This is a genomic window from Variovorax sp. Root318D1 (assembly GCF_001424835.1).
GTDB lineage: Bacteria > Pseudomonadota > Gammaproteobacteria > Burkholderiales > Burkholderiaceae_C > Variovorax.
In genome coordinates this window covers 165,938-190,090 of record NZ_LMCQ01000001.1, presented here as the reverse complement: position 1 = coordinate 190,090, position 24,153 = coordinate 165,938, and the positions used below count along the sequence as shown (strand labels likewise).

Below are 24,153 nucleotides of genomic sequence, written 5' to 3'. Positions count from 1 at the left end.
AATGTGCGCCCTTCTGCCGGGGTGTAACGCAGCTTCGGCGTTGCATCAGTCGCGGCCGTGACCACCGCCATGTCGGATCGGGACCGCAGATCGGACGCGGCAGGTCACTCCCCGTCGACCCGGTCCCGCCGCATGGCACGCCAGAGCGCGAGGTCGTAGGAGATCTTGAGCAGCCCGCAGGCGATCAGCGGCAACGAGATCCATCCGGCTGCAAACAGCGCCCCGCTGATCGTCGGGCTGATGGCCGCGGCGAGGCTGCGCGGCACGGCAGTGAAGCTCGCGGCGGCGCTGCGCTCCGCGGGCGTGACGACCGCCATCACGTAGGCCGTTCGCGTGGGCACGTCCATCGACGACAGTGCGCTGCGAACCATCAGCAGTCCGAGCGCGACCGGCAGGCTGGGCGCCAACGCGGCCAGCACGAGGCAGACGTTGGCCGGCAGGTGCGTGAAGACCATGGTGTTGAGCAAGCCGATGCGCTGGGCGACCACCGGTGCCGCGAGCTGCGACGCCGCACCGAGCAGGCCGGTCCAGAAGAAGAACACGCCGGCCTGTGTCAACGAAAAGCCGAATCGCTCCAGCAGCCACAGTGACATCAGGGCGTTGATCGCCAGTCCACCGGCAAACGAATCGACGCTGAAGAGCGCCGCCAACCGCATCACAACCCGGCGCGACGGCCCGAGCGGAGCCGGTGCGACAGACATGCTGTCCGCGTTGCCGGCGCCAGCATGTGCCGGCAGATTTCGGTAGAGCCAGAAGACAGCGAGCCCGATCGCGCCGTAGAAGACGAACATGCCGCGCAGTGCATCGAGCCGCGCGAACTCGCTGTGCCGAACGAGCCAGTCCGGCACGGCGGCCGCCAGCGCACCCAGGGCTGCACACAACGCACCCGTGAGGCTGTAGCGCGCGAACAGCGCCGTGCGCGCGTGGCCTTGTGCCGCTGCGGCCAGGCGGGCATGCTCGAGCGGGAGAAACACGCTGACATCGCCTGAACTGGGATTGAGTGTGCCGACCAGCGCGACGACCAGCAGCGGCCAGAACGACGTCAGCCCCGCAAAGCCGAGGCCCGTGGCCGCCATCAGCAACGCCGCCCAGCGAAGCAGTCGCCCGCCCGCGAATCGATACCCCCAGGCGCCGACCCCGAGCGTGGCGAGCGCGGAGCCCAGCATCGTCGCCGTGCTGACGATACCCACCTCGAGCGTGCCGAGCCCGATCGACAGCAGATAGGCTGGCAGCAGCACCGCCATGTAGCCGTCTCCGAAGGCGCGCAGCCCGCGTGCGGCAAGCAAGGGCAAGGCACCGGGATCGACGCCGGGAGGCAGCAGGCGCGCCAGCAAGATCCCGGGAAAGGAGAAGCGAGTCGCACTCATCGCGCCTCCTTCATGGAGGCAATTCCGTGAAGGCTCGCGAACCCTCGTTTGGGCCAGAAGCGCGGAGCTCCGGTGAAGAAAACGGTGTGCAGGCGCGCAGAAAGCGCAGGAGGTGTGTCAGGCAAGGCGGTGTCCACGAAAAGCTCCGTTGGGTCACCAGCACTTGGACGGAACACCGTCTGACTTTGCAGAACGGGAGGCTGTTTTCCCGTGGGCAGATCGTAGCAGAGCGGGCTGTGCCGAGTCGCTTGCGCTGCTGTCCGCGGCGACACTCGTTCGCACCCCTGTTGCGATCGGCGTCGCACCTGCAATCCCGCCACACTTGTTACTCCCAATTTTCGAGCGGCCGCGCCAAACTGTCTCTCCGGGCTCGACCACGAGCGACGAGCAAGCCGCGGATGGCATCGCGCTTCACTTGAGGTACGGACATTCGCCCAACCAGGAGATTCCAGGATGAGTACCTCAACCGAGAACGGCCCCGGAGGCGGCCAGCCCGCCATGCAGACGCCGCCCGTCGTATCGCCCCAGGCGTGGGAGGCTGCGCGCGAACAACTGCTCGTGAAGGAAAAGGCCCAGACCCGCGCACGCGATGCGCTGGCCGCCGAACGCCGGCGAATGCCTTGGATGGCAGTGGATAAAGCGTATGCATTCGAGGGACCCGCAGGCAAGGCCAGCCTGCTCGACCTGTTCGACGGCCGGCGCCAGTTGATCGTCTACCGCGCCTTCTTCGAGCCCGGCGTGTTCGGCTGGCCCGACCACGCCTGCCGGGGCTGCTCCATGGTGGCCGACCAGGTTGCCCACGTCGCCCACCTCAATGCGCGCGACACCACGCTTATCTTCGTTTCGCGTGCGCCGCAGACAGACATCGCGCGGCTCAAGGCGCGCATGGGATGGGAGATCCCGTGGTTCACCCTCACCGACAGTTTCGATGCCGACTTCGGCGTCGACGAGTGGCACGGCACCAACGTGTTCTTCCGCGATGGCGGCCGCGTGTTCCGCACCTACTTTCTCAACAACCGCGGCGACGAGCAGATGGGCAACACCTGGAACTACCTCGACATCACGCCGCTGGGCCGGCAGGAGGTCTGGGAAGATTCGCCCGAGGGCTATCCGCAAACGCCGACCTACAAGTGGTGGAACTGGCACGACAACTACACGGTGGAAGCCGTGCCCGACAAGAAATGGGTCGAGGTGTCGGATGCCGGAGAAGCCGCGTTCCGGGCCCAACGCGAATGACGGCACGGCCAAGTTCCTAGATCCACAACGGCAGCGCTTCGAATCGTCACCTGAGTTGGTCGAAGCGACGAAACGGCTGGCGCTTTCGACGTTCTGCTCTCTGGCGGCTGCCAGCCATTGCTTCTACATTTTTCTTCACGGAGCCATTGCTCCTTGGAGAACAAAATGTCGAAGCAGCTACAACTCAGGAACGTTCTGGTTCTTGGCGCAGGAAAGGTGGGCAGTACGGTGGCCGACATGGTGGCCGAATACCACCGTGTGCCCGTGACGCTGGCCGACCAACTTGCGGGCAAACCGTCCAGCGATCCGCTGGTCCGGCGGATCACGTTGAACGTGGAAGACGACACCGCGCTCGCCGGCGAGTTGGCCGCGCACACCGTGGTCATCAATGCATTGCCTTTCTTCCTCGCCGCGCGCGTCGCCACGCAGGCGGCCAGGCTGGGCGTGCACTACTTCGACCTCACCGAGGATGTGGCCGCGACCCACGCCATCCGCCAGCTGTCCAGCGATGCCACCTCGGTGCTGATGCCGCAAAGCGGCCTGGCGCCCGGCGTGATCGGGATGCTCGGCGGCCATCTGGCGGGAGACTTCGACGAGCTGTACGACCTGCGCCTTCGCGTCGGTGCGCTGACGCGCAACGCCACCAACAGCCTTCGCTACAACTTCACCTGGAGCATCGACGGCGTCATCAACGAGTACTGCAATGCTTGCGACGCGATCGTCAACGGCCAGCTCGTTTCGGTGCAGCCGCTCGAAGGCCATGAGACCTTCACGCTGGATGCCGAGGCCTTCGAGGCCTTCAACACTTCGGGCGGTCTGGGCACGCTGTGCGAGACCTTGCGCGGCAAGGTGCGCAATCTCGACTACAAGACCATCCGCTATCCGGGACATCGCGATGCGATGAACTTCCTGCTCCATGACCTGCGCTTGATCGAGCGGCGCGACCTGCTGCGCCAAGTGCTGGAGCACGCCGTGCCGCACAGCCGCGAGGACGTCGTCATCGTGTTCGCTTCGGCCTCGGGCCTGCGCGAGGGCCGCTTCGAACAGGAAACCCGCGTGGGCCGCGTCTTCGGCGCCACGCTTCGCGGCAAGGAGCGCACCGCCATCGAGCTCACCACGGCCGCCGGCGTGGTCGGCGTGCTGGAGCTTCTTCTGCAGGGAAAGCTGCCGAGCGCCGGTTTCGTCGGGCAGGAGCAGGCACGGCTCGAAGAGTTTCTCTCGACGCGCGTGGGCCACTACTACCAGGGCCTAGGCGCAAGCGCTTCGAGCCCCGCACACAAAGAGGCGGCCGAAGCCTGAGCACTTCGCACGCGCCCGCCGCCGGGGCACGCACATCCCCGGCACCGCCGCGGCTCGACCGCGTGGGCGTCCCTTCGTGCACTGCCTTAGCATCCCGGTCAAATCACTCGAATTCGAGGAGACCGTGCGATGGATGGAAGACTGGATGATCTCGACCGACACCTGCTGAGCCTGCTGCAGGCCAACGCCCGCGAGCCCGCGGCCAACCTGGCGCGAAAGCTCAAGATCGCGCGCACCACGGTGGTCGCGCGCATTGCCCGGCTCGAGCGCGAAGGCGTGGTCGCGGGCTACGGCGTGCGCCTCGGGCAAAGGCTCGAGCAAGCCGCGGTGCGGGCGATCTGCGGCATCAGCGTCAATGCGAAGAGCGCCCCGGCCGTGATCCGGGCGCTCGAGCGCTTGCCGGAGGTGGAAGAGCTCTCGGCCGTGAGCGGACAGTTCGACTACATGGTCTTCCTGCGCTGCGAGACGCCCGAGAAACTGGACGTGCTGCTGGACCAGCTCGGCCAGCTCGACGGCATCCACCAGACGCAGACCTCCATCGTGCTGAGCCAGAAGATCGACCGCCGAAGCGCCATCTCCACGGTGCCGGAGCCCGTGCCATGACTGCGGCCGCACCGGATGCCTTCGGTGACACCGGCGGCGTGTTCAGGGCGCTCGGGCGCTGACCTCCGTCGGGCCGGCTTCGGTGCCATCGGCCACCAGTTGCCACAGCGCCTCGGCCACGGGTGCCATGTGCGCGGCCTGCCGGTACAGCCGGATGTCCACCGGCACGCGCCAGCCGCCCGCTCCCGCGTCCACCAGCGCGCCGCTGCGCAGGTCGTCCGCGACCAGGCTCATGGGCAGCCACGCCAGGCCACGCCCTTCGAGTGCCATGGTGCGCAGCAGCACGGCATGGTGAGCCGTAAAGACCACCGGCAGCGAAGGCGCGAAGTCCTTGCCGAACTCGCTGTCCTGGATCGCCCGCATGATCCGGCCGAGGCCGGACGCCTCGCTGTACGCCAGCACCGAAGGCGCCTGATCCGCGCCCAGCGCATGCAAGGGCGCACCGCTCGCATCCGGCGCTGCCACAGGTAGCAGCACGTCCTCGCTCAGGCGCTGCATGGGGTATTGCGCCTCGTCGAGCCGGCCCGGCACGCCGGCATGGCCGTGGCACAGCACGAACTGCACGCGTCGCTGCAGCATCAGGTCTTCGCAGGCCTGCGAGCTGTCGGAAATGGTCTGAATCGGCCCCAGGCTCAGCCGCGCCTCAACGCTGCCCAGCCAGCGCGGAAAGAAGGTCAGAGAGAGCACGTGCGTGGCGGCAAAGCTCAGGCTCGCGGCAGCCATGTCGTGTGCGGCGCGCGCCTTGATGCGGGCGGCCTCCAGGGCGGCCAGCACCTCCTGCAGCAGCGGCTGGAGGCGCCTGCCCGCCGCGGTGAGCGCCGCCGGGTGCGCGCTGCGGTCGAACAGGTCGACACCCACCCATTCCTCGAGCGCGCGGATGTGCCGGCTGAACGCGGGCTGGGCGATGGAGCGCGCCAGCGCCGCGCGCGAGAAATTGCCGCTCTCGGCCAGGGCGATGAAATCTTCCAGCCATTCGAGATCGAGAGGTCGGTTGCCGGGGCCCATGCGCTGCGCGATCGGTTGAATAGTTGTATGCGATTCGAGTATTGGACGGCGCCTGCCCCGTCGGCAAAAGATGCACCCATTCCTGCACCTTGAACCACAACGGAGACACTGCATGCCTTCCATCGCGAATTATCGCGGGATCATCCCCGCCATTTCCTGCCCGTTCACCACCGATCACCGCATCGACGAGCCGGCGCTGCGCAAGCTCGCTTCCTGGCTCGCCGGCCATGACGGCGTGGTGGCGATCATGACCAACGGCCACACCGGCGAGGTGTTCTCGCTCACCCCGGCCGAGCGCGCCGAGGTGACCCGCATCGTGGCCGACGAGCTGCGCGGCCGCACGCCGGTGATCTCGTCGATCGTGTGCGAGGGCCTGGCCGAAGCCGCCGAGCATGCGCGTGCCGCTGCAGCCGCCGGCGCCGTGGCGCTCGACGTGATGCCGCCGCACCATTGGCTGCGCTTCGGCTTCACGCCGGGCCATGCGCTGCAGTACTTCGAGGCCATTCACCGCGCCGCGCCGGAACTGGACCTGGTCTGCCACGTGTACCCGGCCTGGACCCGCGCTTCATATTCGTCGCAGCTGCTGGCCGAGCTGGCTCGCCTGCCCTACCTGCAGGCCTTCAAGGTCGGCCAGCGCGACATGAACAAGTACGCCCGCGACATTCAGGCGATCCGCGAGGCCGACGCGTCCAAGGCCATCCTCACCTGCCACGACGAGTACCTGCTGGCTTCGATGGTGCAGGGTGTGGATGGCGCGCTGGTCGGTTTTGCGACCTTCATTCCGCAACTGATCATCGACCTGTGGAACGCGGTCAAGGCCGGCGACCTGAAGAAGGCCATGGCGGTGCAGGCCCTCATCACGCCGCTGAAGGACGCCGTGTACGGCGGCGGCGAACCCACGGGCGAGGCGCATGCGCGCATGAAGGGCGGCATGTACCTGGCCGGCGTGCTCGCCAACGCCACGGTGCGCCCGCCGACCGAAGCGCCGAATGCGCAAGAGATGGACGCGCTGCGCGCCGCGGTCGCGCAGGCCGGCCTGTCGAAGCGCTGAGAGAAAAAGCGCACGGCCCAGCGTGGCCTGTGCCTCGCCCGAACAACCAGAAGGAGACAAGAGACATGCAACGCAACCATTTCCTGCGCGCGACGTTCGCCGCCCTCGCGCTTGCCGCGGCAGCCCCAGGCTTTGCACAGGCGCAGCCCTGGCCGAGCCGGCCGGTGCGCGTGGTGATCCCGTTTCCGCCCGGCGGCACGCTCGACACCGTCGGCCGCCTGCTCGCGCAGAAGCTCGGCGACCAGACGGGCCAACCCTTCATCGTGGAGAACAAGCCCGGCGGCAACGGCGTGATCGGCGCCGACGTGGTGTCGAAGGCACCGGCGGACGGCTACACGCTGCTGTTCAACGCCTCGACCTTCACGACGGCGCCCATGACCATGAAGTCGGTACCCTACGAGATCGTGAGGGACTTCACGCCGGTGGCATTGGTCGCCAAGGCGCCGCTGTCGGTCGCCATCAACAAGAACCTGCCGATCACCGACGTCAAGTCGCTCATCGCGTACGCGAAGGCGAACCCGGGCAAGATGACCTTCGCAGTTGGTTCGATCGGCTCGGCGGGCCACCTGTCGACGGAACTGCTCAAGCGCGCGGGCCAGCTCGACTACCTGATCGTGCCGTACAAGGGCACGGCACCGGCCTTCCAGGACTTGATCGGCGGGCAGATCGACGGCTTCATCGACCCGATCCTCGGCTCGCTGCAGTACCACAAGAGCGGCATGCTGCGCGTGGTGGCCGTCACCTCGGCCGCGCGCGCCACCAGCCTGCCGAACGTGCCCACGGTAGGCGAGAGCATTCCAGGCTACGAGTTCTATAGCTGGTATGGCCTGTGGGGCCCGGCCAAGTTGCCGGCCGCGATCACGCAACGGCTCAATGCCGAAGTGAACAAGGCGCTGGCCACCGACATGCGCGAGACGCTGAACGCACAGGGGCTGCTGCTCACGCCGGGCAGCGTCGACGACTTCGTGAAGTTCCAGCAGGCCGACATGGAGCGCTCGAAGAAGATCATTGTCGAGGGCAACATCCGTGTCGAATGAAACAGCCCCGCTCGCCGTCGTGACGGGCAGCAGCGGCGGCATCGGCCGCGCCATCGCATCGCACTTGCTCGAAGGCGGCTGGCGCGTGAGCGGACTTGACCTTGCGGCGCCGACGCTCTCGCACGATCGCTTCGCGCACGTGGCGGTCGACCTGTCTGAGGCCGACGCCATCGCGCGTGCCGCAGCCGAACTGCAAGACGCCGACGCGCTCGTGCACGCAGCCGGCGTGCTGCGCGTGGGACCGCTCGGGCAGCTCGACCATGCGGGGGGCGAACTGATGTGGCGCCTGCATGTGGACGCCGCCACGCGGCTGGCCAATGCCATCGTGCCCGCGATGGCTGCGCGCGGCCGAGGCCGCGTGGTGTTCATCGGCAGCCGTGTGGCGCAAGGCCTTCCGGGCCGCGGCCAGTACGCCGCCACCAAGGCAGCGCTGATCGCGCTCGCGCGCAGTTGGGCGGCCGAGGTGGCGGCAAGCGGCGTCACCGTCAACGTGGTGTCGCCCGGCGCAACACAGACCGCGATGCTGCAGGACCCGGCGCGCGCAGGCAGCGCACCGCGCCTGCCGCCCATCGGCCGGCTCATCGAGCCCGCGGAGATCGCCGCGCTGGTCGCCTTCCTTCTTTCTGCGCCGGCCGCGGCCATCACGGGCCAGGACATCGCCATCTGCGGCGGATCGTCGCTGCACCTCTGACTGTTTCCCTCATCTTCTTTTTGCAAACGACCATGAAAATCGTCAACGTCCTCGAGTCCACGCGTCCCATCAAGTCGGACATCCGCAACGCCTACATCGACTTCTCGAAGATGACCCTGAGCCTGGTTGCGGTGGTCACCGACGTGATCCGCGATGGCCGGCCGGTGGTGGGCTACGGCTTCAACTCCAACGGACGCTACGGCCAGGGCGGCCTGATCCGTGAACGCTTCCTGCCGCGCATTCTCGAGGCCGAGCCCGCGTCGCTCCTCGACGAAACTGGCGACAACCTCGATCCGCACAAGATCTGGGCCCGCATGATGATCAACGAGAAGCCCGGCGGCCACGGCGAGCGCTCGGTGGCCGTGGGAACCATCGACATGGCCGTGTGGGACGCGGTCGCCAAGATCGCCGGCAAGCCGCTGTACCAGCTGCTGGCCGAGCGCTACGGCAGCGGCACGCCCGACCCGCGCGTATTCGTCTATGCCGCGGGCGGCTACTACTACCCCGGCAAGGGCGTCGAAGGCCTGCAGCGCGAAATGACCAGCTACCTCGAGCGCGGGTACTCGGTCGTGAAGATGAAGATCGGCGGCGCCACGCTCGCCGAAGACTGCGAACGCATCGAGTCAGTGCTCAAGATCCTCGGCCCGGGCCAGCAGCTCGCCGTGGACGCCAATGGCCGCTTCGATCTGCCCACCGCCATCGACTACGGCCGCGCGCTATCGCAGTACCCGCTCTTCTGGTACGAGGAAGCCGGCGACCCGCTCGACTACGAACTGCAGGCCAAGCTCGGCGAGGTGTACGCCGGCCCCATGGCCACTGGAGAGAACCTGTTCTCGATGCAGGACGCGCGCAACCTCATCCGCCACGGCGGCATGCGACCCGACCGCGACTGGCTGCAGTTCGACTGCGCGCTGAGCTACGGCCTCGTCGAATACCTGCGCACGCTCGACATGCTGAAAGCGAACGGCTGGTCGCCCTCGCGCTGCATCCCGCACGGCGGCCACCAGATGTCGCTGGCCATTGCCGCAGGCCTGGGCCTCGGCGGCAACGAGAGCTACCCCGACCTGTTTCAGCCCTACGGCGGCTTCCCCGACGGCGTGAAGGTACAGAACGGCTACGTCACGCTGCCGCCGCTGCCGGGCATCGGCTTCGAGGGCAAGGCCGATCTCATTGCGGAGATGCGTGCGTTGGCGGGATAGCGGACCTCCTCGGGTGCCCGGGGGCATTCAGCACTTCGTCCAGCGTGCGCAAGGCATCGCGCACCACGACCTGTCGCGGCGGGTCGGTGCCAGCCGTGCGAAAAGCTTGAACGACGGCGTCACCGCGACGATCCGGCGCCTGCGCGAGAGGCGGCGCCCAGTCCGCCACGGCGCGCCAGAACATGCTCGTCGGCAGCATTCCCAATGCCCGCCAATCCGCGGCGCGCGATGCGGCATCGGCATCGGCGCGGCGGCTCGCGCTGGCGTCCTCCAGCAATTGCGCGCCGAGCGCCAGGCTCTGCGCACCACAGGTCTCGAGCGCTGCCAGCGCGTGCAGCCCGATGCTCCACTGCGCCTTGCAAAGTGCCAACGGGAAGGTGAAGTCGTTGCCCATGATCGAGTGCCTCCAGGATCTGTTGTGCCGATGGCCCATCTTGGCGGCGCCCGGTGCGCGCGGGCTTGCGCAGGATCAAGGGACGGCCCACAAATCGCCCTACCCTTGACTCATCGGCGGGCGCGACTACCTACTGAAGCTCAGCGCGCGGGTTCGATGCGCGTGACGACGATCTTGCCGTCCATCTTTCCAGCATCGAATCGCACCTTGTCGCCGGCCTGGAACTTGTCGAGCACGCTCTCGTCGCTCACTGCAAAGACCATGGTCATGCTGGGCATGTCCAGGCTCTTCAGCGGGCCGTGCTTGATGGTGAGCTTCTTGTTGTCCTTGTCGACCTTGCGGATCTCGCCATCGGTGAGATCAGAGGCCGCTGATTGCCTGGCGGCGGGCACGTCTGCGTTGGCCGATTGCGCCACGGCAGCGCCTGCAAAGGCCAAAGCGGCCACGGCGGCCATGAATGAAATGCGAATCTTCGACATAGGTGTGTATCTCCTGAAAGCTTGTCGGGTTTACTTGGCCACCGTCACGGCGCCCTTCATGCCGGCGTCGTAGTGGCCGGGCTGCAGGCATGCGAAATCGACCTTGCCGGCCTTGGTGAACTGCCACACGATCTCGCCGCTCTTGCCGGCAGCCAGGGTCACCATGTTCGGGTCGGCATGTTCCATCTCGGGGTTCTTCTTCATGGCTTCGTAGTGCTCCTTGAGCTCTTTCTGGGTGCCGAGCACGAGCTCGTGCTTCAGCTGCCCCGAGTTCTTGACGACGAAGCGAACGGTCTCGCCCTGCTTCACGCGGACGTCTGCGGGCGTGAAGCGCATGCCGTCGGTCATGTCGACGTTGATGGTTCGCGTGGCCTTGGCGGCCGCGCCGGGTTTGCCGATGGCTTCATCGGCGTCGCCATGGCCACCGGCGTGATTGCCGGCAGCGGAGGCGCCAACGGCCGCAAGGGCCAGAAGCGCGACGAAGGCGGTGTTGCGGAACGTGTGTTTCATGATTTCCTTCTGAGGGTTGGAGGTTGTGAAAAAGAGGTCGGTGAACTCAGTGCCCCGCGTGGCCGCTGCCGGGCTTGCGAACCTTCACTTCGATGTTCTTGGCGGGCATGTTCTGGGCCGGCATTGCGGCTGGGCCGGCATCGCGCCGGCGCGAGGTTTCGGGCAGCGAACCATCGAATTCGTAGGCGACGGTGCCTTTGGGATGCTTGAACCAGCCGGGGTTCGAATAGTCCCCGGCCTTCTGGTTCTTTCGCACCTTCACCACGCTGAACATGCCGCCCATCTCGACCGATCCGAACGGCCCTTCGCCGGTCATCATTCGCGCGGTGTTGTCGGGAATCGGCATCTCCATCTCGCCCATGTCGGCCATGCCGCGTTCGCCCATCACCATGTAGTCGGGCACCAGGTTCGTGATCTGCTTGACCATGTCCTTGTGGTCGAGGCCGATCAGCGTGGGCACGTCGTGGCCCATCGCGTTCATGGTGTGATGGCTCTTGTGGCAATGAAAGGCCCAGTCGCCCTCCTCGTCGGCCACGAATTCGAGCTGGCGCATCTGGCCAACCGCCACGTCGGTGGTCACCTCGTAGTGGCGCGTGCTCTTGGGCGTGGGCCCGCCGTCAGTGCCGGTGACGAGAAATTCATGCCCGTGCAGATGCATCGGGTGGTTCGTCATCGTCAGGTTGCCGATGCGGATGCGCACCTTGTCGTTCAACCTGACGTTGAGCGAATCGATGCCTGGAAAGATCCGGCTGTTCCAGGACCAGAGGTTGAAGTCCAGCATCGTCATGATCTTGGGCGTGGCGCTCCCGGGCTCCACGTCGTAGGCGTTGAGCAGAAACACGAAGTCGCGGTCCACCTTGTCGATCAGCGGATGCTCGGCCTTCGGATGCGTCACCCAGAAACCCATCATGCCCATCGCCATCTGCGTCATCTCGTCGGCATGCGGGTGGTACATGAAGGTGCCGGGCCGGCGCGCGACGAACTCGTAGACGAAAGTCTTGCCGGGCTTGATCGGCGGCTGCGTGAGGCCGGAGACGCCGTCCATGCCGTTGGGCAGGCGCTGGCCGTGCCAATGCACGCTGGTGTGCTCGGGCAGCTTGTTGGTCACGAAGATCCGCACCCTGTCGCCTTCCACCACTTCGATGGTCGGGCCGGGCGACTGGCCGTTGTAGCCCCACAGGTTGGCCTTGAAGCCGGGGGCCATTTCGCGCACCACGGGTTCGGCCACCAGATGGAACTCCTTCACACCGTTGTTCATGCGCCAGGGCAGCGTCCATCCGTTGAGCGTGACCACGGGGTTGTAGGACCGTCCGCTCGAAGGCACGAACGGGGGCATGGTGTTGGGCGTCGTCTGGGTGACGGGCTCGGGCAACGCGGCCATGGCCACCTTGCTCACGCTCGCGGCAGCGATGGCGCCCGTGATGGCACCCGCACCGCTCAGGAAATTGCGTCTGTTTGTCATGTCGTTTCGAATGTCTTTTTGTGGACCGGACGCAGCGCTCAGTGGGCCGCACCGGCAGAGGCGGCTTCACCAGCCGCACTGGCCGTCGAGGCCCCCACGGCCGTCGGCTTGCCGATCTCCGACGCAGCCAATGCGGCGTCGGCCAGCCAGAACTGCTGCTGCGCGTTGATGGCGTTGCTCACGCTGGCGATCTGGTCGCGCGCTTCGGCCAAGAGTTCGAACACGCCGATCAGCATGCCGTTGTAACGAAGCACGTTCTCGTCGGCCATGGACTGGCGCAGCGGCACGATCTCGTCGCGGTAGTGCCGCGCAATGTCGTAGGCCGTGCGGTACGCCGAGTAGCCTTCGCGCAATTGCGACGAGGCGCCGCGCACCGCCGCGTCGTAGCGGTTGGCCGCGGCCAGCGACTGCGCGTTCAGCGCATCGCGCTGCGCCGAGCCCCAGTCGAACAGCGGCAGCCGGATGTCGAGCTCGAAGCCGCGCCGCGTGCTCTTCGTGCCTTCGGCGTTGTCGAACACCGTGTCGCGCCGGCCGCCCACCTCCACGTCGATGAAGGTCGACAGCAGGTTGATGCCTTGCGACTTGCCCGCCACGTCCAGCTGCGCACGCGCCAGCTGCACGTCCAGGCGCTGCTCGGTCGCGGTGGCGGCCACTTCCTTGGGCTCGCGCGGCGCCTTGGGCAGATCGGGCAGCCGATCGGGCAAGGCCAGTTGTGCGGCCTGCGCATCGTCCAGGCCCAACGCACGCACCAGCTCCTCGCGCGCGGCGGTGGCGGCATGCTGCGCGGACGCCAGCTGCGTGGTCGCGTCGGCATAGAACACCTGCTGGCGCGCGCGCTGGAGCTTGCTGAAGTTGCCGATCTGCTGCATGCGGCGCGCAAGTTCCGCGCTGGCTTGGGCCGAGCGGTTGACCTGCTCCGCGTATTGCAGCATCTGCTGCGTGGCAACGGCGCGCACCCACGCCTGCCGCACTTGCGTGACCTGATCCACCACGGCGCCGGTGAGCTGCACCTTGGCCTGCGCGGACTGGCTGCGCGAGATGGACAGGCGCTGCGGCAGCAGGATGAGATCGACGAGGCCGAAGGACAGCAGCCGCCCGATCTCGAGTTCGCTGCCAAGGCGCATGCGCTCGAAGGTGAACATCGGGTTGGGCATCCGGCCCGTCTGGTTGGCCGCGGCCATCTCACCCCAGCTCTGCGCGACCAGGGCCTGCACCGCCGGGCTGTTGGCCAGCGCGAGCTGCACCGCGTCGCCTTGCGACAGCGGCTTGGACAGCAGCTCCTGCGCCAGCGCTGCGCGGCGGTCCCGCTGCTCTTGCGTGCGGCTGAGTTCGAGCTTGCCGCCGGTGAACCGCTGTGCCTGCGTATTCGTGTCCTGCAGGGCGTCGTCGATGCCCACCGAAGCGCAGCCGGCAAGAAAGGCGGCCGCGACGGCGACAGCCGAAAGGCGCAACGCGCGCTTCATGGCTGCTCCTTCTTCGCCGGCATCGGCATCGCATGGCCCTGGTGTGCGGCGGGTGCATCCGCTGCTGCGCCCTTGGACGATTCGGCGGCCGCCGGCGGCGTGCCCTCAGCAGCCTCCTTGGCGTAGGCCTGCCAGCCGCCGCGGCGGTAGACCGTTTCGTTGGCCTCCTTCCACGGAATTGGTTTTTCGTCGGCGAAGGGCCGGTAGCCCTCGAGCGCGGACTTGTAATTCAGGACCGTCGGCGCGGGCTGCGCCGCTGCAGACAATGCCGCGAAAGCGGAAAGTAGAGCCAGCCAACCGGCCGGCGATGAATGGAACATGGCGTCCTCGCGTGTTCATGAACGAGTGCGTCGAAGCTGCCCAACGGGGCATGACGCAGGCGATGCATGCGCGCTCGCGGCAGCCCGTGGCCGGGCCGCACGCAGGCGCACGAACGCTTCAGGCGCGAGGAGGTTTGTCGAGAAGGCGCGGCACGGCCGTGGTCACGGCGGTGGCGGGCTCGGCCAGGTCGGCGCGGGGCAGGCCCTGGAACACCGCGAGTTCCAGCGTGCTGGTCAGAGCGGTGGCGTGGCAGGCGCCGCATGTGCCGCAGGTGCTGCACTTGTGCATGGCATCGGGCGCTGCATGGGCGGTGGTGTCGGCACTGTCGTGCGCGGGCTGCCTGGCATCTTGCGCGGCAGCCTCATGGTGGTGACCATGGTCTGCGTGCCCATCGCCGTGCACCGCCGCTGTGGCCGGCGCCGCGGCCACCGCACTCTCATGACCCGGTCCGCAAAAGACCATGGCTGCCGCCGCGTAAGCCTGGAAAGGCACGGCAAACATCATGATCCAAAGGACGAAAAGGCGAACCCGGTGCATCGGCCCGATTGTAGATAGAGCGGTGCATCCGTCTAGCCTGTGGGTCTATCCAGTCGGCGGCCGGCGCCATCGTTAGTAGGAAAGTACCGACCCCGACTGGCGGCCCCGGCCCGCGCGGGATGTCGGTGGTTGTGGCTCAGATGAAGGCTCAGTCAGGCAACGGAGGTAATCCTATGCATGCAAAAGCTCGTTTCCTCGGCCATTCCGTGCACCAGATGCTCGTGGTTTTTCCGCTCGGGCTGCTGGCCACGGCAGTGGTCTTTGACTTGATATATCTCGCCGGGCGGAGCCAGGTCATGGCGGCCGTGTCGTATTGGATGATCGCGGCCGGCCTGGTGGGCGGTGTTTTGGCCGCGCCGTTCGGCACCATCGATTGGCTGAGCATTCCGGCTGGCACGCGCGCCAAGCGCATCGGCGCCATGCACGGCGCCGGCAACGCAGTGGTGCTGCTTCTCTTCGCCTTGAGCTTCCTGCTGCGCGACCAGGACTATGCGCCGGTGCCAAGCCAGATGGTCTGGGCCTTTGCAGGCGCCGCCCTCGCGCTGGTCACGGCCTGGCTCGGTGGTGAACTGGTGGACCGGCTCGCGGTCGGCGTCGACGAGGATGCCGACTTGAACGCGCCCAGTTCGTTGCGCAAGCCGCACACGGCACCGGGCAAGTAGCGGCGCCTCTTCCTGCAGCAGGCCGCGCGGCAAACGTGCGCGCGCGGCCTCTGCGCGCTCAGAAGAACCCGAGCTTCTTCGGCGAATAGCTCACCAGCAGGTTCTTGGTCTGCTGGTAGTGGTCGAGCATCATCTTGTGCGTTTCGCGGCCGATGCCCGACTCCTTGTATCCCCCGAAGGTGGCATGCGCCGGATAGGCGTGGTAGCAGTTGGTCCACACGCGCCCGGCCTGGATCGCGCGGCCCATGCGGTAGGCGGTGCTGCCGTCGCGCGTCCACACGCCGGCGCCCAAACCGTAGGGCGTGTCGTTGGCAATCTCGAGCGCCTCGGCTTCGGTCTTGAAGGTGGCAATGGCAAGCACCGGGCCGAAGATCTCTTCCTGGAAGATGCGCATCTTGTTGTGGCCCTTGAACAGCGTGGGCTGGATGTAGTAGCCGCCCGCCAGCTCGCCGCCAAGCTGCGCGCGGCCGCCGCCGGTGAGGCACTGCGCGCCCTCTTCCTTGCCAAGCGCGAGGTAGCTCATGATCTTGTCCATCTGCATGGCCGATGCCTGGGCGCCCATCATGGTGTCGGTGTCGAGCGGGTCGCCCTGCTTGATGGCCTTGATGCGCTCCAAGGCGCGCGCCATGAACTTGTCGTAGATCGATTCCTGGATCAGCGCGCGCGATGGGCAGGTGCAGACCTCGCCCTGATTGAACGCGAACAGCACCAGGCCTTCCACCGCCTTGTCGAAGAAGTCGTCGTCTGCGTCCGCGATGTCTTCGAAGAAGATGTTGGGGCTCTTGCCGCCGAGCTCCAGCGTGGCGGGGATCAGGTTGCCGGCCGCGGCCTGCGCGATGACGCGGCCCGTGGCCGTGGAGCCCGTGAAGGCGATCTTCGCAATTCGCTTGCTGCCCGCCAGCGCCATGCCGGCTTCGCGGCCGTAGCCGTTGACGATGTTGAGCACGCCGGGCGGCAGCAGGTCGGCCAGCAGCTCGGCCATCACCATGATGCTCACGGGCGTCGACTCGGCCGGCTTGAGCACCACGCAGTTGCCCGCGGCAATGGCGGGCGCGAGCTTCCATGCGGCCATCAGGATCGGAAAGTTCCACGGGATGATCAGACCCACCACGCCAAGCGGTTCATGGAAGTGATAGGCGATGGTGTTCTCGTCAATCTCGCTCAGGGCGCCTTCCTGCGCACGCAGGCAGCCTGCAAAGTAGCGGAAGTGGTCGATGGTCAGCGGAATGTCGGCATTGAGCGTCTCGCGGATCGGCTTGCCGTTGTCCACCGTCTCGGCATAGGCCAGCAGTTCGAGGTTCTGCTCCAGGCGGTCGGCGATTTTCAGCAGCACGTTCGCGCGCTCCGACGGCGAGGTGCGGCCCCACTTGCCCGCGGCCGCGTGGGCGGCGTCGAGTGCAAGCTCGATGTCTTCGGCGCCCGAGCGGGCCGCACGCGTGAAGGGCTTGCCGGTAATCGGCGTGATCACGTCGAAGTACTGTCCCTTCAGTGGCGGCACGAACTTGCCGTTGATGAAGTTGTCGTAGGCGGGCTTGAAGTCGATCTTCGCACCGGGGGTGTTGGGGCTGGCGTATCGCATGGTCTTTTCGTCTCCGTTGGGTAGGGGTGGAAGGGGACCGCGCAAACCAGATGCAGCGCAGCCCCTGGTGTGCTGCATTGCACTTGCCGTGCCACGTGGGCTTGGTTGGGATTCGCCGTGTCTGGGCCGAGGACCGGAGCAATTTCTTGCGCCAGACTGCGACACAAGCGTGTGCTGCGGCGAGCACCTGTCACGAAAAGGGACAGTGCAACACTGCGCTCATGCTCAAACCTGAGACCTCGCGCCAAAGAAGATGCTGACATCGGCGCGACTGCGAAATCCTGTGCTGCATCGCGGGGCCAATTCGGTGTGAACGGGCTTGGGGTGGCTTCTATGCTTGTAGTGCACGACACCTCCTCACCTGTGGCCGCTGCGGCGCCATCCTCCCCTTCTCACTGGAGTTCCCCTCGTATGTCCCTGCAAGATTTCAAGGTTCTCACCTTCGACGTGGTCGGCACGCTGATCGACTTCGAAGGCGGCATGCTCGCCTACCTGCGCTCTGCGGTGCCCGATGCCGCCGTGAGCGACGACGACTTTCTGGCCGCCTACCGCGTCGCCCGCGCCGACGGCAACGCAGGCTGGTACCCCGACGACCTGGAGCGCTGCTGGCACGTCATCGCACCCGCCCTCGGCCTGCCCGACAACGATGCGCTCGCACAAGGCCTGCGCGATTCCGTCGCGCAGTGGCCGGCGTTTCCGGATTCGGTCGAAGCATTGAAGCGGCTGAAGAAGCGCTTCAAGCTGGTCACGATGACCAACGCGCAGCACTGGGCGCTGGCGCACTTCAACAAGACGCTCGGCTCACCCTTCGACATGCTGCTGAGCTGCGACGACGCGCTGTGCGAGAAGCCCGACGCGCGCTACTTCGCCTATGCGCGCGGCCGCTTCGAAGGCGCATGGGGCTACAAGCAGACCGACAACCTGCATGTGGCGCAGAGCCAGTACCACGACATCGGCATCTCCAAACAGCTGGGCATCGCCACCTGCTGGATCGAGCGCCGACACGCGCAAAAAGGGTCGGGCGGCACCATCGAGTCGAAGCGCACCGAACCCGACTACCACTTCCACACGCTGGCCGAGCTGGCTGACGCCGTCGAGGCGGGGCGCTGACCATGACCGGCATCACCGTTCTGCATCAGTCCGCCACCATCGGCGGTCTGCAAGACCAGGGCACGCCCGCGCGCCCGCTCACCCAGCCGCCCTGCCGCCTGCGCGGCATCGACGTCGAACTCGCGGGAGCGGGCGGCAACGACAGCGGCATCTGGGAATGCGAGCCCGGCCGCTTCGAGCGCCAGCTGCCCAATGCCGAGGTCATGCACATCCTCGCGGGCGTCGGCACCTTCACGCCGACGGGCGAGGAGCCATTGAAAATTCGCGCGGGCGACACGCTGTTCTTCCCCGCGAATACCACTGGGGAGTGGCATGTGCAAGAGAGGTTGCGCAAGGTGTTTGTCGTGATGGCGATGTAGGTTTTCTTGCGCAGACCGGTTGCGGCTTTGAGGACCGCTGCGCGGGCTCCGACTCAGAGCATGCCGTTGCGAAAGAGCAGCCCGCGCCAGAAGCCCAACTGCATGTCGAGGCGGCCCCGGTTGATGAGGTCTCGCAGCAGTCGCTGGCGGGTCGGTGCGGGCACGTTGTCCAGGATGTCCGCGCAGTCGTGCTCGCGATACAGCCCGCGCGAGAACAGGTCGCGCTTGACCACCGGGCAGCCCAGCAGGCGATAGAACAGGCCGAAGCCGAAATGCAGCTGGCTGCCGTTGGTCACGTGCTCCAGGATGTGATCGATCAGCAGCTGGCGCGACAGCCGCTGCGCGCTTTGTGCCATGGCGTGCGCTTCGCTCGTCTTCGGCGCCGCGTGCGCGGGCGCATCCCTGCTCAGCAAGGCGACGCGTCCGTCCGCTTCGCGCAGGCTGCGCAATGCGCCGAGCGTCGGCGTGCCGGCGGGCCCCGGATCGGCCATCGCCGCGTCGCTTGCGGCAACGCCGCCGCTCGGCACGTCGGCGTTGAGGATCAGTTCGCGCGCACTGAAGGACTGGCCCAGCACGGTCATCAGCACATGCCGGCGAAAGCCGTACGGCAGCCATCGTGTGGCGTCCACCACTTCGTGCAGAGGCATGTCGCGCAGCTTGCGGGCGAGCCGCGTCGCGTCGTAGATCACGTCGATCGAGCAGGCCAGCCTCTTGAGCATGGCCGTCAGGCCCAATTCGCCGGCGTGGATCGTGTGCTTGCGCAGGTCGTAGGGCGTGTAGTCCTGCCAGAACCGGCGGAATTCTGGATGTACGAATGCGGCGCCACTCACGGACAGCGCAAAGGAGCCGATGTGATGCTGGTACTGGTTCTCGCCCAGGCCGACCACGTCGAACTCGCTGAAGATGAACTCGGCCACCAGGCGGTCCAACTCGGTGCCCTCGATGTAGAGCAGGCTGTCGTTGAAGTACAGCATACGTTCCGGCTTCACGCCTTGCGACAGCAGGCTCAGCGTGGCGGCGCGGTAGGCGCCGAAGTCGCGCCCGACGTTGCGCCGGACCATCACCCGGTGGACCCGCTGCGAGAGCGCGCCCAGCTCCTCCGCGGGCACCTCGCCGTTGCACACGAGCACCGTGTTCACCTTGGCGCGCCGCAATGCGTCCAGCAGCACATGCAAGTTGGCCGATTCACCATGTCCGGCGTACTTGACCACGATCGCATACACCTCGCCGTGCGGCGGCGCCACGACCTTGTCGGATTCGAAGCGCGGCCGGCGCTCGCGGCGCACGGCCGGCTGCTGCAGCAGCTTCGAACCCGCGGTGTAACAGCCGAGAACCATCTGGACGCTGCGGCGACGCGCGAAGGACAAGAGGGAATGGATCAATCGCATGAGGTCTCCGCACACCGGTTGGTCAAAGCCGGCCCTTCTGGGCCACACTGTGGGTCTTATACATCTTGAAACGCCCCGCGCACAGCCGTGCTTCACCCATGAACTTCCGCGACCACATCCGTTCCCACATCGCGCCCGGTGAACGGGCCCTCGAGTTCGGGGCCTCCTACTCGCCCATCCTGCGCAAGTCCGCTGGATTCAACGTGTCGGTGGTCGACCACGCAAACGCGGACGAGCTGCGGCGCAAGTACGCGGACGATCCGAACGTGGACGTCGCGATGATCGAGGAGGTGGATGCCATCGACGACGGCGCCGAGCTCGATGTGCTGCTGCCGTCCGGCGAGCGCTTCGCGCACATCGTTGCCAGCCACGTGTTCGAGCACCTGACCGACCCGATCCATTTCCTGCAACGCTGCGAGCGTGCGCTGTCGGACACTGGCCGCCTGTACCTGCTGATCCCCGATCGCCGCTACACCTTCGACTACTTCCGCCCGGTCTCGACCACCGGCCAGGTGCTGCAGGCCTTCGTCGACGGGCGCCGCCGGCACAACGTGGGCGCGCTCTACGACCAGGCGGCCTACAGCGCCACGCGCGGCGGCGCGGCCGTGTGGGGACCAGGCTCTCCGGGCCCCTTCGGCATGCCCGGCGTGGCGCACGCAGGCTACGACAACGCGCTGGGCGCCGACCCTGCCACCTACCGCGATTGCCATGCCTGGGTGTTCACGGCTTCCAGCTTCCGGTTGATCATGCAGGAGCTGCGCGAGCTCGGGCTGATCTCGCTGGGCGAGACCTTCTTCCATGACTGCCTGGGTTGCGAGTTCCTGATGGTGCTGCAGCGCGGGGCGCGCGGCAGCGGCCTGGACCGGCTGGCCCTGGCACAACAGGCGATGCGCGAAAACATCGAGCATGACGGCGGCGCGCCCGAACAGGCCGCCTACGAACTGCGCTCGCCTCATCCGCAGAACGCACTGGACCTGATGCGAGGCAGCTGGGTCGGCAGCCTGCCACCCGCGCTCGGCCTGAGCGCCGGCACGCGCAGCGACCTCTGGGACGACGTGCGCATGCGCTGGCTGGCCGAAACGCTCGGCGGGCTGCAGGGTCGCGACGTGCTGGAGCTGGGTCCGCTGGAGGCCGCGCACACCGCAGCGCTGCTGCAGGCTGGCGCGCGCTCGGTGCTTGCGATCGAGGCCAACAGGCAGGCCTTTCTCAAGTGCCTGATCGTCAAGGAACTGTGCGGCTTGCGGGACGCCTCGTTCGTGCTGGGCGACTTCATGGGCTTCTTCGCGGCCGATGCGCGCCGCTGGCCTCTCATCGTCGCGAGCGGCGTGCTCTACCACATGGCCAATCCGCTCCAGCTGCTGGAGGCGCTGGCCGAGCGCACGGACACCTTGTTTCTCTGGACACACGTGATCGACGACACCGCAATGCCGCAGGGCGACGCCCGCCGCGACCTGGTCGCCAGCGTGGAGAACATCGCCTGGCGCGGCCGCACCGTGCGCTACCACCGGCGCGCGCCCTACGGCCAGGGCCAGCAGCAGGCCCCGATCTTCTGCGGCGGGCTCGTGCACGCACCGGCCTGGATGGAACGCGACGCCCTGCTGCAGGTGCTGGCCACGCTCGGCTTCGACGACGTGCGCATAGCAAATGATGAGCCCGACCACCCGGCCGGGCCCGCGCTGTCGATCCTCGCGCGGCGCAGTGTCGCGGCTCAGACCACCGGGTAGCGGTCGTCGCTGATCTGGCGCGGATCCACCGGCCAGTCGACCGTGCTGGGCCCGGTCTTGCGAAAGAGCACGCCCGAGCTCAGCATGCCGGGCAGTTCGCGAAAGGCCGTCTCCGCCATCAGGTGCTGCGCGACGATGTAGGCCGGCATGTCGTGCCGCGCTTCGATGATCTCGAAGCCCGTGGCGGCATTGAAGAGCGCCTGCCACGCATGGCGCGAAAACCGGAAGTAGTCGCACGGCTCCTCGTGCAGGCTCCAGGTCTGCGGCGCAAGGATGGCGCCGACGCCACCCGTGCGCATCACGCGGTTGATCTCGACCGCCGCCTTCCAGGGCATCATCAGGTGCTCGAACACCACGTGCGACATCACCGCGTCGAAGCCTTCGGCCGGCAGGAAGCTGCTGGCCAGGTGGATGTCGCCCACCACGTCCACGTTCGGTCCCGGTACCACGTCCATTCCCGTGTAGTGCCAGCCCTCCGGCAGCCAATCGCGCCGCGTCACGCCCATTCGCGCACGCGAGCCCACCTCCAACAGGTGTCCGGGCGGCCGCGTGCACACCATCGACTTGAAGCGATCGAACAGGGCCTCGACCCGGTTCTCACGGCCGAGCGAGCCGGGGGCGTCGACCAGGTGCTCGCGCCCGTCGCTCAGACGGATGCGCAAGCGCGCGGACAGCAGCGGCGCGATATCCTCGCCCACCACCAGCGTCTCGTCGAAGCGGCAGGCCACCGCGACCCGGCCGTGGCGCCCTGCCAGGTCCACGCTCGGCAGCCGGATGCGCGCGAGGACCGCCACCTGCCCGTCGCCCAGCAGCAATTCGATGGCCTGCACCTCGGCGCTGCGCGAGAAGGCATGGCCTGCAAGGCGCAGCACGCCCTGAAAGTGCGAAAAGCGGTCGATACCGAAATGAATGTCGCTCATGGGCGCGGATGTTCGCACGGACCGCGCGCCGGGGCCACCCCGATCACTCGTGCCTTTTGCGCTCTACAGCGCGATCTTCTCTTCACAAGAAACTCGCATGACCATCGAAACGCAAGACGACGTGCGAGAGCTGCAGAGCCTCATACACTGAATAAGATGCAGCGCGGCCAGACAGGCGCGAGGGCGCTTTAGCGCGGCCGGACCGCGAAGACCGTTCAGTTCGCAGGGCACGGCCACTTCGTTGGACGCGCACACCCGCATTCCAGGTTGGGACCGTAAGCTGCTACAGCTGCCCCTGGCACACGTACTTGGTGTGCAGGTAGTCGTCGAGTCCGTGCACCGAGCCCTCGCGTCCGTAGCCTGAAGCCTTGACGCCGCCGAAGGGCGCAGCCTCCGCGGCGAGCGCGCCTTCGTTGATGCCGACGATGCCTGTCTCCAGCGCCTCGGCCACGCGCCAGATCCGGCGCACGTCCTGCGAGTAGAAGTACGCCGCGAGGCCGAAGGGCGTGTCGTTGGCTGCCTCGATCACCTCGGCTTCGGTGTCGAAGCGCGTGATCGGAACCACCGGCCCGAAGGTTTCCTCGCAGCTGCAGGCCATGGTGGCATTGGCGCTCACCAGCACCGTGGGCGTGTAGTAGTTCGGGCCCAGATCGACAAGACGCTTTCCACCGGTCAGCACTTTGGCGCCCCTGGCGACCGCGTCCTGCACATGGCGTTCGATCTTCTCGACCGCGCGCGCATTGATCATCGGACCGATTTGCGAACCAGCATCGGTGGCGGGTCCAACCTTGAGCGCACCCACGCGCGCCGCCAACTTGTCGACGAAGGCGTCATGCACCTTGGCCTGCACGAACACGCGATTCGGGGAGACGCAGGTCTGGCCGCCGTTGCGGAACTTGGCAGCCATCAGGCCTTCGACCGCGGCATCGACGTCAGCGTCTTCGAACACGATGAAGGGCGCGTTGCCGCCCAGCTCGAGCGACAACTTTTTCAGCGTGTCGGCCGAACGGCGCGCCAGGTGCTGGCCCACCGGCGTGGAGCCGGTGAAGCTGATCTTGCGCACGCGTGCGTCGTCCAGCCACACGTCCACCACCTCGGGCGTGCGTTCGCGCGAGGCGGTAACGATGTTGATCACGCCCGCCGGCACCCCAGCCTCCTGGGCCAGCTTGACCAAGGCGAGGGAGGTCAGCGGCGTGTCCTCGGCCGGCTTGCAAACCACGGTGCAGCCCGCAGCCAACGCGGGCGCGATCTTGCGGGCGATCATGGCGGCCGGGAAATTCCACGGCGTGATGGTGGCGACCACGCCGACCGGCTCCTTCAGCGCGAACATGCGCCGGCCAGGCACCGGCGCGGGAATGACATCGCCGTTGGCGCGGGTGGCTTCCTCGGCAAACCATTCGATGTAGCTGGCGGCATAGGCCACCTCGCCCCGACCCTCGGCCAGCGGTTTGCCCTGCTCGCGCGAGATCAGCCGGCCGAGATCCTCCTGGTGCGCCATCACCAGGTCATTCCAGCGCTTGATGGTCTGGGCGCGCTGCTTGGCGGGCACGGCCCGCCAGGCCGGGAAGGCGGCATGGGCGGCATCGACGGCCGCGCGCGCATCAGCGGCGCTGCCGTCGGGCACGCTGGCAAAGATGTCGTTGGTGGCAGGGTCGGTGACGTCGAGGCGGCGTTTGTCGCTCGCCTCGCGCCATTCGGCGCCGATCAACTGGCGTCCGGGCATCAGGTCCGTGCGTTCGAGAGTCAGTGTCATGGTG

At 67.0% G+C, this 24,153-nt stretch carries 24 protein-coding genes; 11 read left to right on the top strand and 13 right to left on the bottom strand.

The features are described 5' to 3' along the window. Positions 1-104 precede the first annotated feature (104 nt). On the bottom strand, positions 105-1,367 hold the full coding sequence (locus ASC78_RS00830) for an MFS transporter (RefSeq protein ID WP_055795220.1): 1,263 nt from the start codon (positions 1,365-1,367) through the stop codon (positions 105-107). Positions 1,368-1,820: 453 nt separating this feature from the next. Between ASC78_RS00830 and ASC78_RS00825 the strand changes: the two genes are divergently transcribed. The 3 genes from ASC78_RS00825 to ASC78_RS00815 all read left to right on the top strand — a co-directional run bounded on the left by ASC78_RS00825 (position 1,821) and on the right by ASC78_RS00815 (position 4,505). Next, entirely contained in the window at positions 1,821-2,603 is a 783-nt protein-coding gene (locus tag ASC78_RS00825) for a DUF899 domain-containing protein (protein WP_055795218.1), read from the top strand. A 165-nt stretch (positions 2,604-2,768) separates the two neighbouring features. Further along, positions 2,769-3,902: a saccharopine dehydrogenase family protein gene (locus tag ASC78_RS00820; protein ID WP_055795216.1), complete on the top strand. Its 1,134-nt coding sequence runs from the start codon at positions 2,769-2,771 to the stop codon at positions 3,900-3,902. 129 nt (positions 3,903-4,031) lie between these two features. Continuing rightward, on the top strand, positions 4,032-4,505 hold the full coding sequence (locus ASC78_RS00815) for an Lrp/AsnC family transcriptional regulator (RefSeq protein ID WP_055795214.1): 474 nt from the start codon (positions 4,032-4,034) through the stop codon (positions 4,503-4,505). Between the two features lie 42 nt (positions 4,506-4,547). Here the strand turns inward: ASC78_RS00815 and ASC78_RS00810 are convergent, their stop codons facing one another. Then, entirely contained in the window at positions 4,548-5,510 is a 963-nt protein-coding gene (locus ASC78_RS00810; RefSeq protein WP_055795213.1) for a LysR family transcriptional regulator, read from the bottom strand. Between the two features lie 112 nt (positions 5,511-5,622). Here ASC78_RS00810 and ASC78_RS00805 point away from each other — a divergent pair, with 112 nt between their 5' ends. The 4 genes from ASC78_RS00805 to ASC78_RS00790 all read left to right on the top strand — a co-directional run bounded on the left by ASC78_RS00805 (position 5,623) and on the right by ASC78_RS00790 (position 9,488). Continuing rightward, complete coding sequence (locus ASC78_RS00805; RefSeq protein WP_055795212.1) at positions 5,623-6,561, top strand: dihydrodipicolinate synthase family protein; 939 nt, start codon at positions 5,623-5,625, stop codon at positions 6,559-6,561. 65 nt (positions 6,562-6,626) lie between these two features. After that, positions 6,627-7,598: a Bug family tripartite tricarboxylate transporter substrate binding protein gene (locus ASC78_RS00800; RefSeq protein ID WP_055795211.1), complete on the top strand. Its 972-nt coding sequence runs from the start codon at positions 6,627-6,629 to the stop codon at positions 7,596-7,598. Beyond that, the gene (locus tag ASC78_RS00795) at positions 7,588-8,289 is read left to right on the top strand and encodes an SDR family NAD(P)-dependent oxidoreductase (protein WP_055795209.1); all 702 of its coding nucleotides are present in this window, start codon (positions 7,588-7,590) and stop codon (positions 8,287-8,289) included. Before ASC78_RS00800 ends, ASC78_RS00795 begins: the two co-directional genes overlap by 11 nt. A 32-nt stretch (positions 8,290-8,321) precedes the next feature. Then, the gene (locus ASC78_RS00790; protein WP_055795206.1) at positions 8,322-9,488 is read left to right on the top strand and encodes a mandelate racemase/muconate lactonizing enzyme family protein; all 1,167 of its coding nucleotides are present in this window, start codon (positions 8,322-8,324) and stop codon (positions 9,486-9,488) included. Here ASC78_RS00790 and ASC78_RS00785 read toward each other — a convergent pair. The 7 genes from ASC78_RS00785 to ASC78_RS00755 form a co-directional block, all read right to left on the bottom strand. Further along, positions 9,457-9,882: a hypothetical protein gene (locus ASC78_RS00785; RefSeq protein ID WP_055795205.1), complete on the bottom strand. Its 426-nt coding sequence runs from the start codon at positions 9,880-9,882 to the stop codon at positions 9,457-9,459. The genes ASC78_RS00790 and ASC78_RS00785 overlap by 32 nt on opposite strands. 140 nt (positions 9,883-10,022) lie before the next feature. Then, entirely contained in the window at positions 10,023-10,361 is a 339-nt protein-coding gene (locus ASC78_RS00780; RefSeq protein ID WP_055795202.1) for a copper-binding protein, read from the bottom strand. Between the two features lie 30 nt (positions 10,362-10,391). Next, positions 10,392-10,871 carry a cupredoxin domain-containing protein gene (locus ASC78_RS00775; protein ID WP_055795200.1) on the bottom strand — a complete coding sequence of 160 codons (480 nt, stop codon included), beginning with the start codon at positions 10,869-10,871 and terminating at the stop codon, positions 10,392-10,394. Positions 10,872-10,917: 46 nt separating this feature from the next. After that, on the bottom strand, positions 10,918-12,333 hold the full coding sequence (locus ASC78_RS00770; protein ID WP_055795198.1) for a multicopper oxidase family protein: 1,416 nt from the start codon (positions 12,331-12,333) through the stop codon (positions 10,918-10,920). 38 nt (positions 12,334-12,371) lie between these two features. Then, positions 12,372-13,796, bottom strand: a complete 1,425-nt coding sequence (locus ASC78_RS00765) for a TolC family protein (protein ID WP_055795196.1) — start codon at positions 13,794-13,796, stop codon at positions 12,372-12,374. Next, positions 13,793-14,116: a hypothetical protein gene (locus ASC78_RS00760; RefSeq protein ID WP_055795194.1), complete on the bottom strand. Its 324-nt coding sequence runs from the start codon at positions 14,114-14,116 to the stop codon at positions 13,793-13,795. The genes ASC78_RS00765 and ASC78_RS00760 overlap by 4 nt, the downstream gene beginning before the upstream one ends. Positions 14,117-14,234: 118 nt before the next feature. Beyond that, entirely contained in the window at positions 14,235-14,618 is a 384-nt protein-coding gene (locus ASC78_RS00755) for a hypothetical protein (RefSeq protein WP_235504937.1), read from the bottom strand. A 209-nt stretch (positions 14,619-14,827) separates the two neighbouring features. Here ASC78_RS00755 and ASC78_RS00750 point away from each other — a divergent pair, with 209 nt between their 5' ends. Next, positions 14,828-15,316 carry a DUF2231 domain-containing protein gene (locus ASC78_RS00750; RefSeq protein WP_055795190.1) on the top strand — a complete coding sequence of 163 codons (489 nt, stop codon included), beginning with the start codon at positions 14,828-14,830 and terminating at the stop codon, positions 15,314-15,316. Between the two features lie 58 nt (positions 15,317-15,374). Here the strand turns inward: ASC78_RS00750 and adh are convergent, their stop codons facing one another. After that, positions 15,375-16,895 carry an aldehyde dehydrogenase gene (gene adh / locus ASC78_RS00745; RefSeq protein WP_055795188.1) on the bottom strand — a complete coding sequence of 507 codons (1,521 nt, stop codon included), beginning with the start codon at positions 16,893-16,895 and terminating at the stop codon, positions 15,375-15,377. 411 nt (positions 16,896-17,306) lie between these two features. Here adh and ASC78_RS00740 point away from each other — a divergent pair, with 411 nt between their 5' ends. Together ASC78_RS00740 and ASC78_RS00735 are read left to right on the top strand one after the other, a co-directional pair. Further along, positions 17,307-18,005 carry an HAD-IA family hydrolase gene (locus tag ASC78_RS00740; RefSeq protein WP_055795186.1) on the top strand — a complete coding sequence of 233 codons (699 nt, stop codon included), beginning with the start codon at positions 17,307-17,309 and terminating at the stop codon, positions 18,003-18,005. Positions 18,006-18,007: 2 nt separating this feature from the next. Further along, on the top strand, positions 18,008-18,364 hold the full coding sequence (locus tag ASC78_RS00735; RefSeq protein WP_055795184.1) for a cupin domain-containing protein: 357 nt from the start codon (positions 18,008-18,010) through the stop codon (positions 18,362-18,364). 53 nt (positions 18,365-18,417) lie between these two features. Here the strand turns inward: ASC78_RS00735 and ASC78_RS00730 are convergent, their stop codons facing one another. Then, entirely contained in the window at positions 18,418-19,752 is a 1,335-nt protein-coding gene (locus tag ASC78_RS00730; RefSeq protein ID WP_235504936.1) for a rhamnan synthesis F family protein, read from the bottom strand. A 98-nt stretch (positions 19,753-19,850) separates the two neighbouring features. Between ASC78_RS00730 and ASC78_RS00725 the strand changes: the two genes are divergently transcribed. Then, positions 19,851-21,476 carry a class I SAM-dependent methyltransferase gene (locus ASC78_RS00725; RefSeq protein WP_055795180.1) on the top strand — a complete coding sequence of 542 codons (1,626 nt, stop codon included), beginning with the start codon at positions 19,851-19,853 and terminating at the stop codon, positions 21,474-21,476. Here ASC78_RS00725 and ASC78_RS00720 read toward each other — a convergent pair. After that, positions 21,461-22,396, bottom strand: a complete 936-nt coding sequence (locus tag ASC78_RS00720; RefSeq protein WP_200934234.1) for a methyltransferase domain-containing protein — start codon at positions 22,394-22,396, stop codon at positions 21,461-21,463. The genes ASC78_RS00725 and ASC78_RS00720 overlap by 16 nt on opposite strands. A gap of 283 nt (positions 22,397-22,679) precedes the next feature. Further along, the gene (locus ASC78_RS00715; RefSeq protein WP_055795179.1) at positions 22,680-24,149 is read right to left on the bottom strand and encodes an NAD-dependent succinate-semialdehyde dehydrogenase; all 1,470 of its coding nucleotides are present in this window, start codon (positions 24,147-24,149) and stop codon (positions 22,680-22,682) included. Positions 24,150-24,153 lie beyond the last annotated feature (4 nt).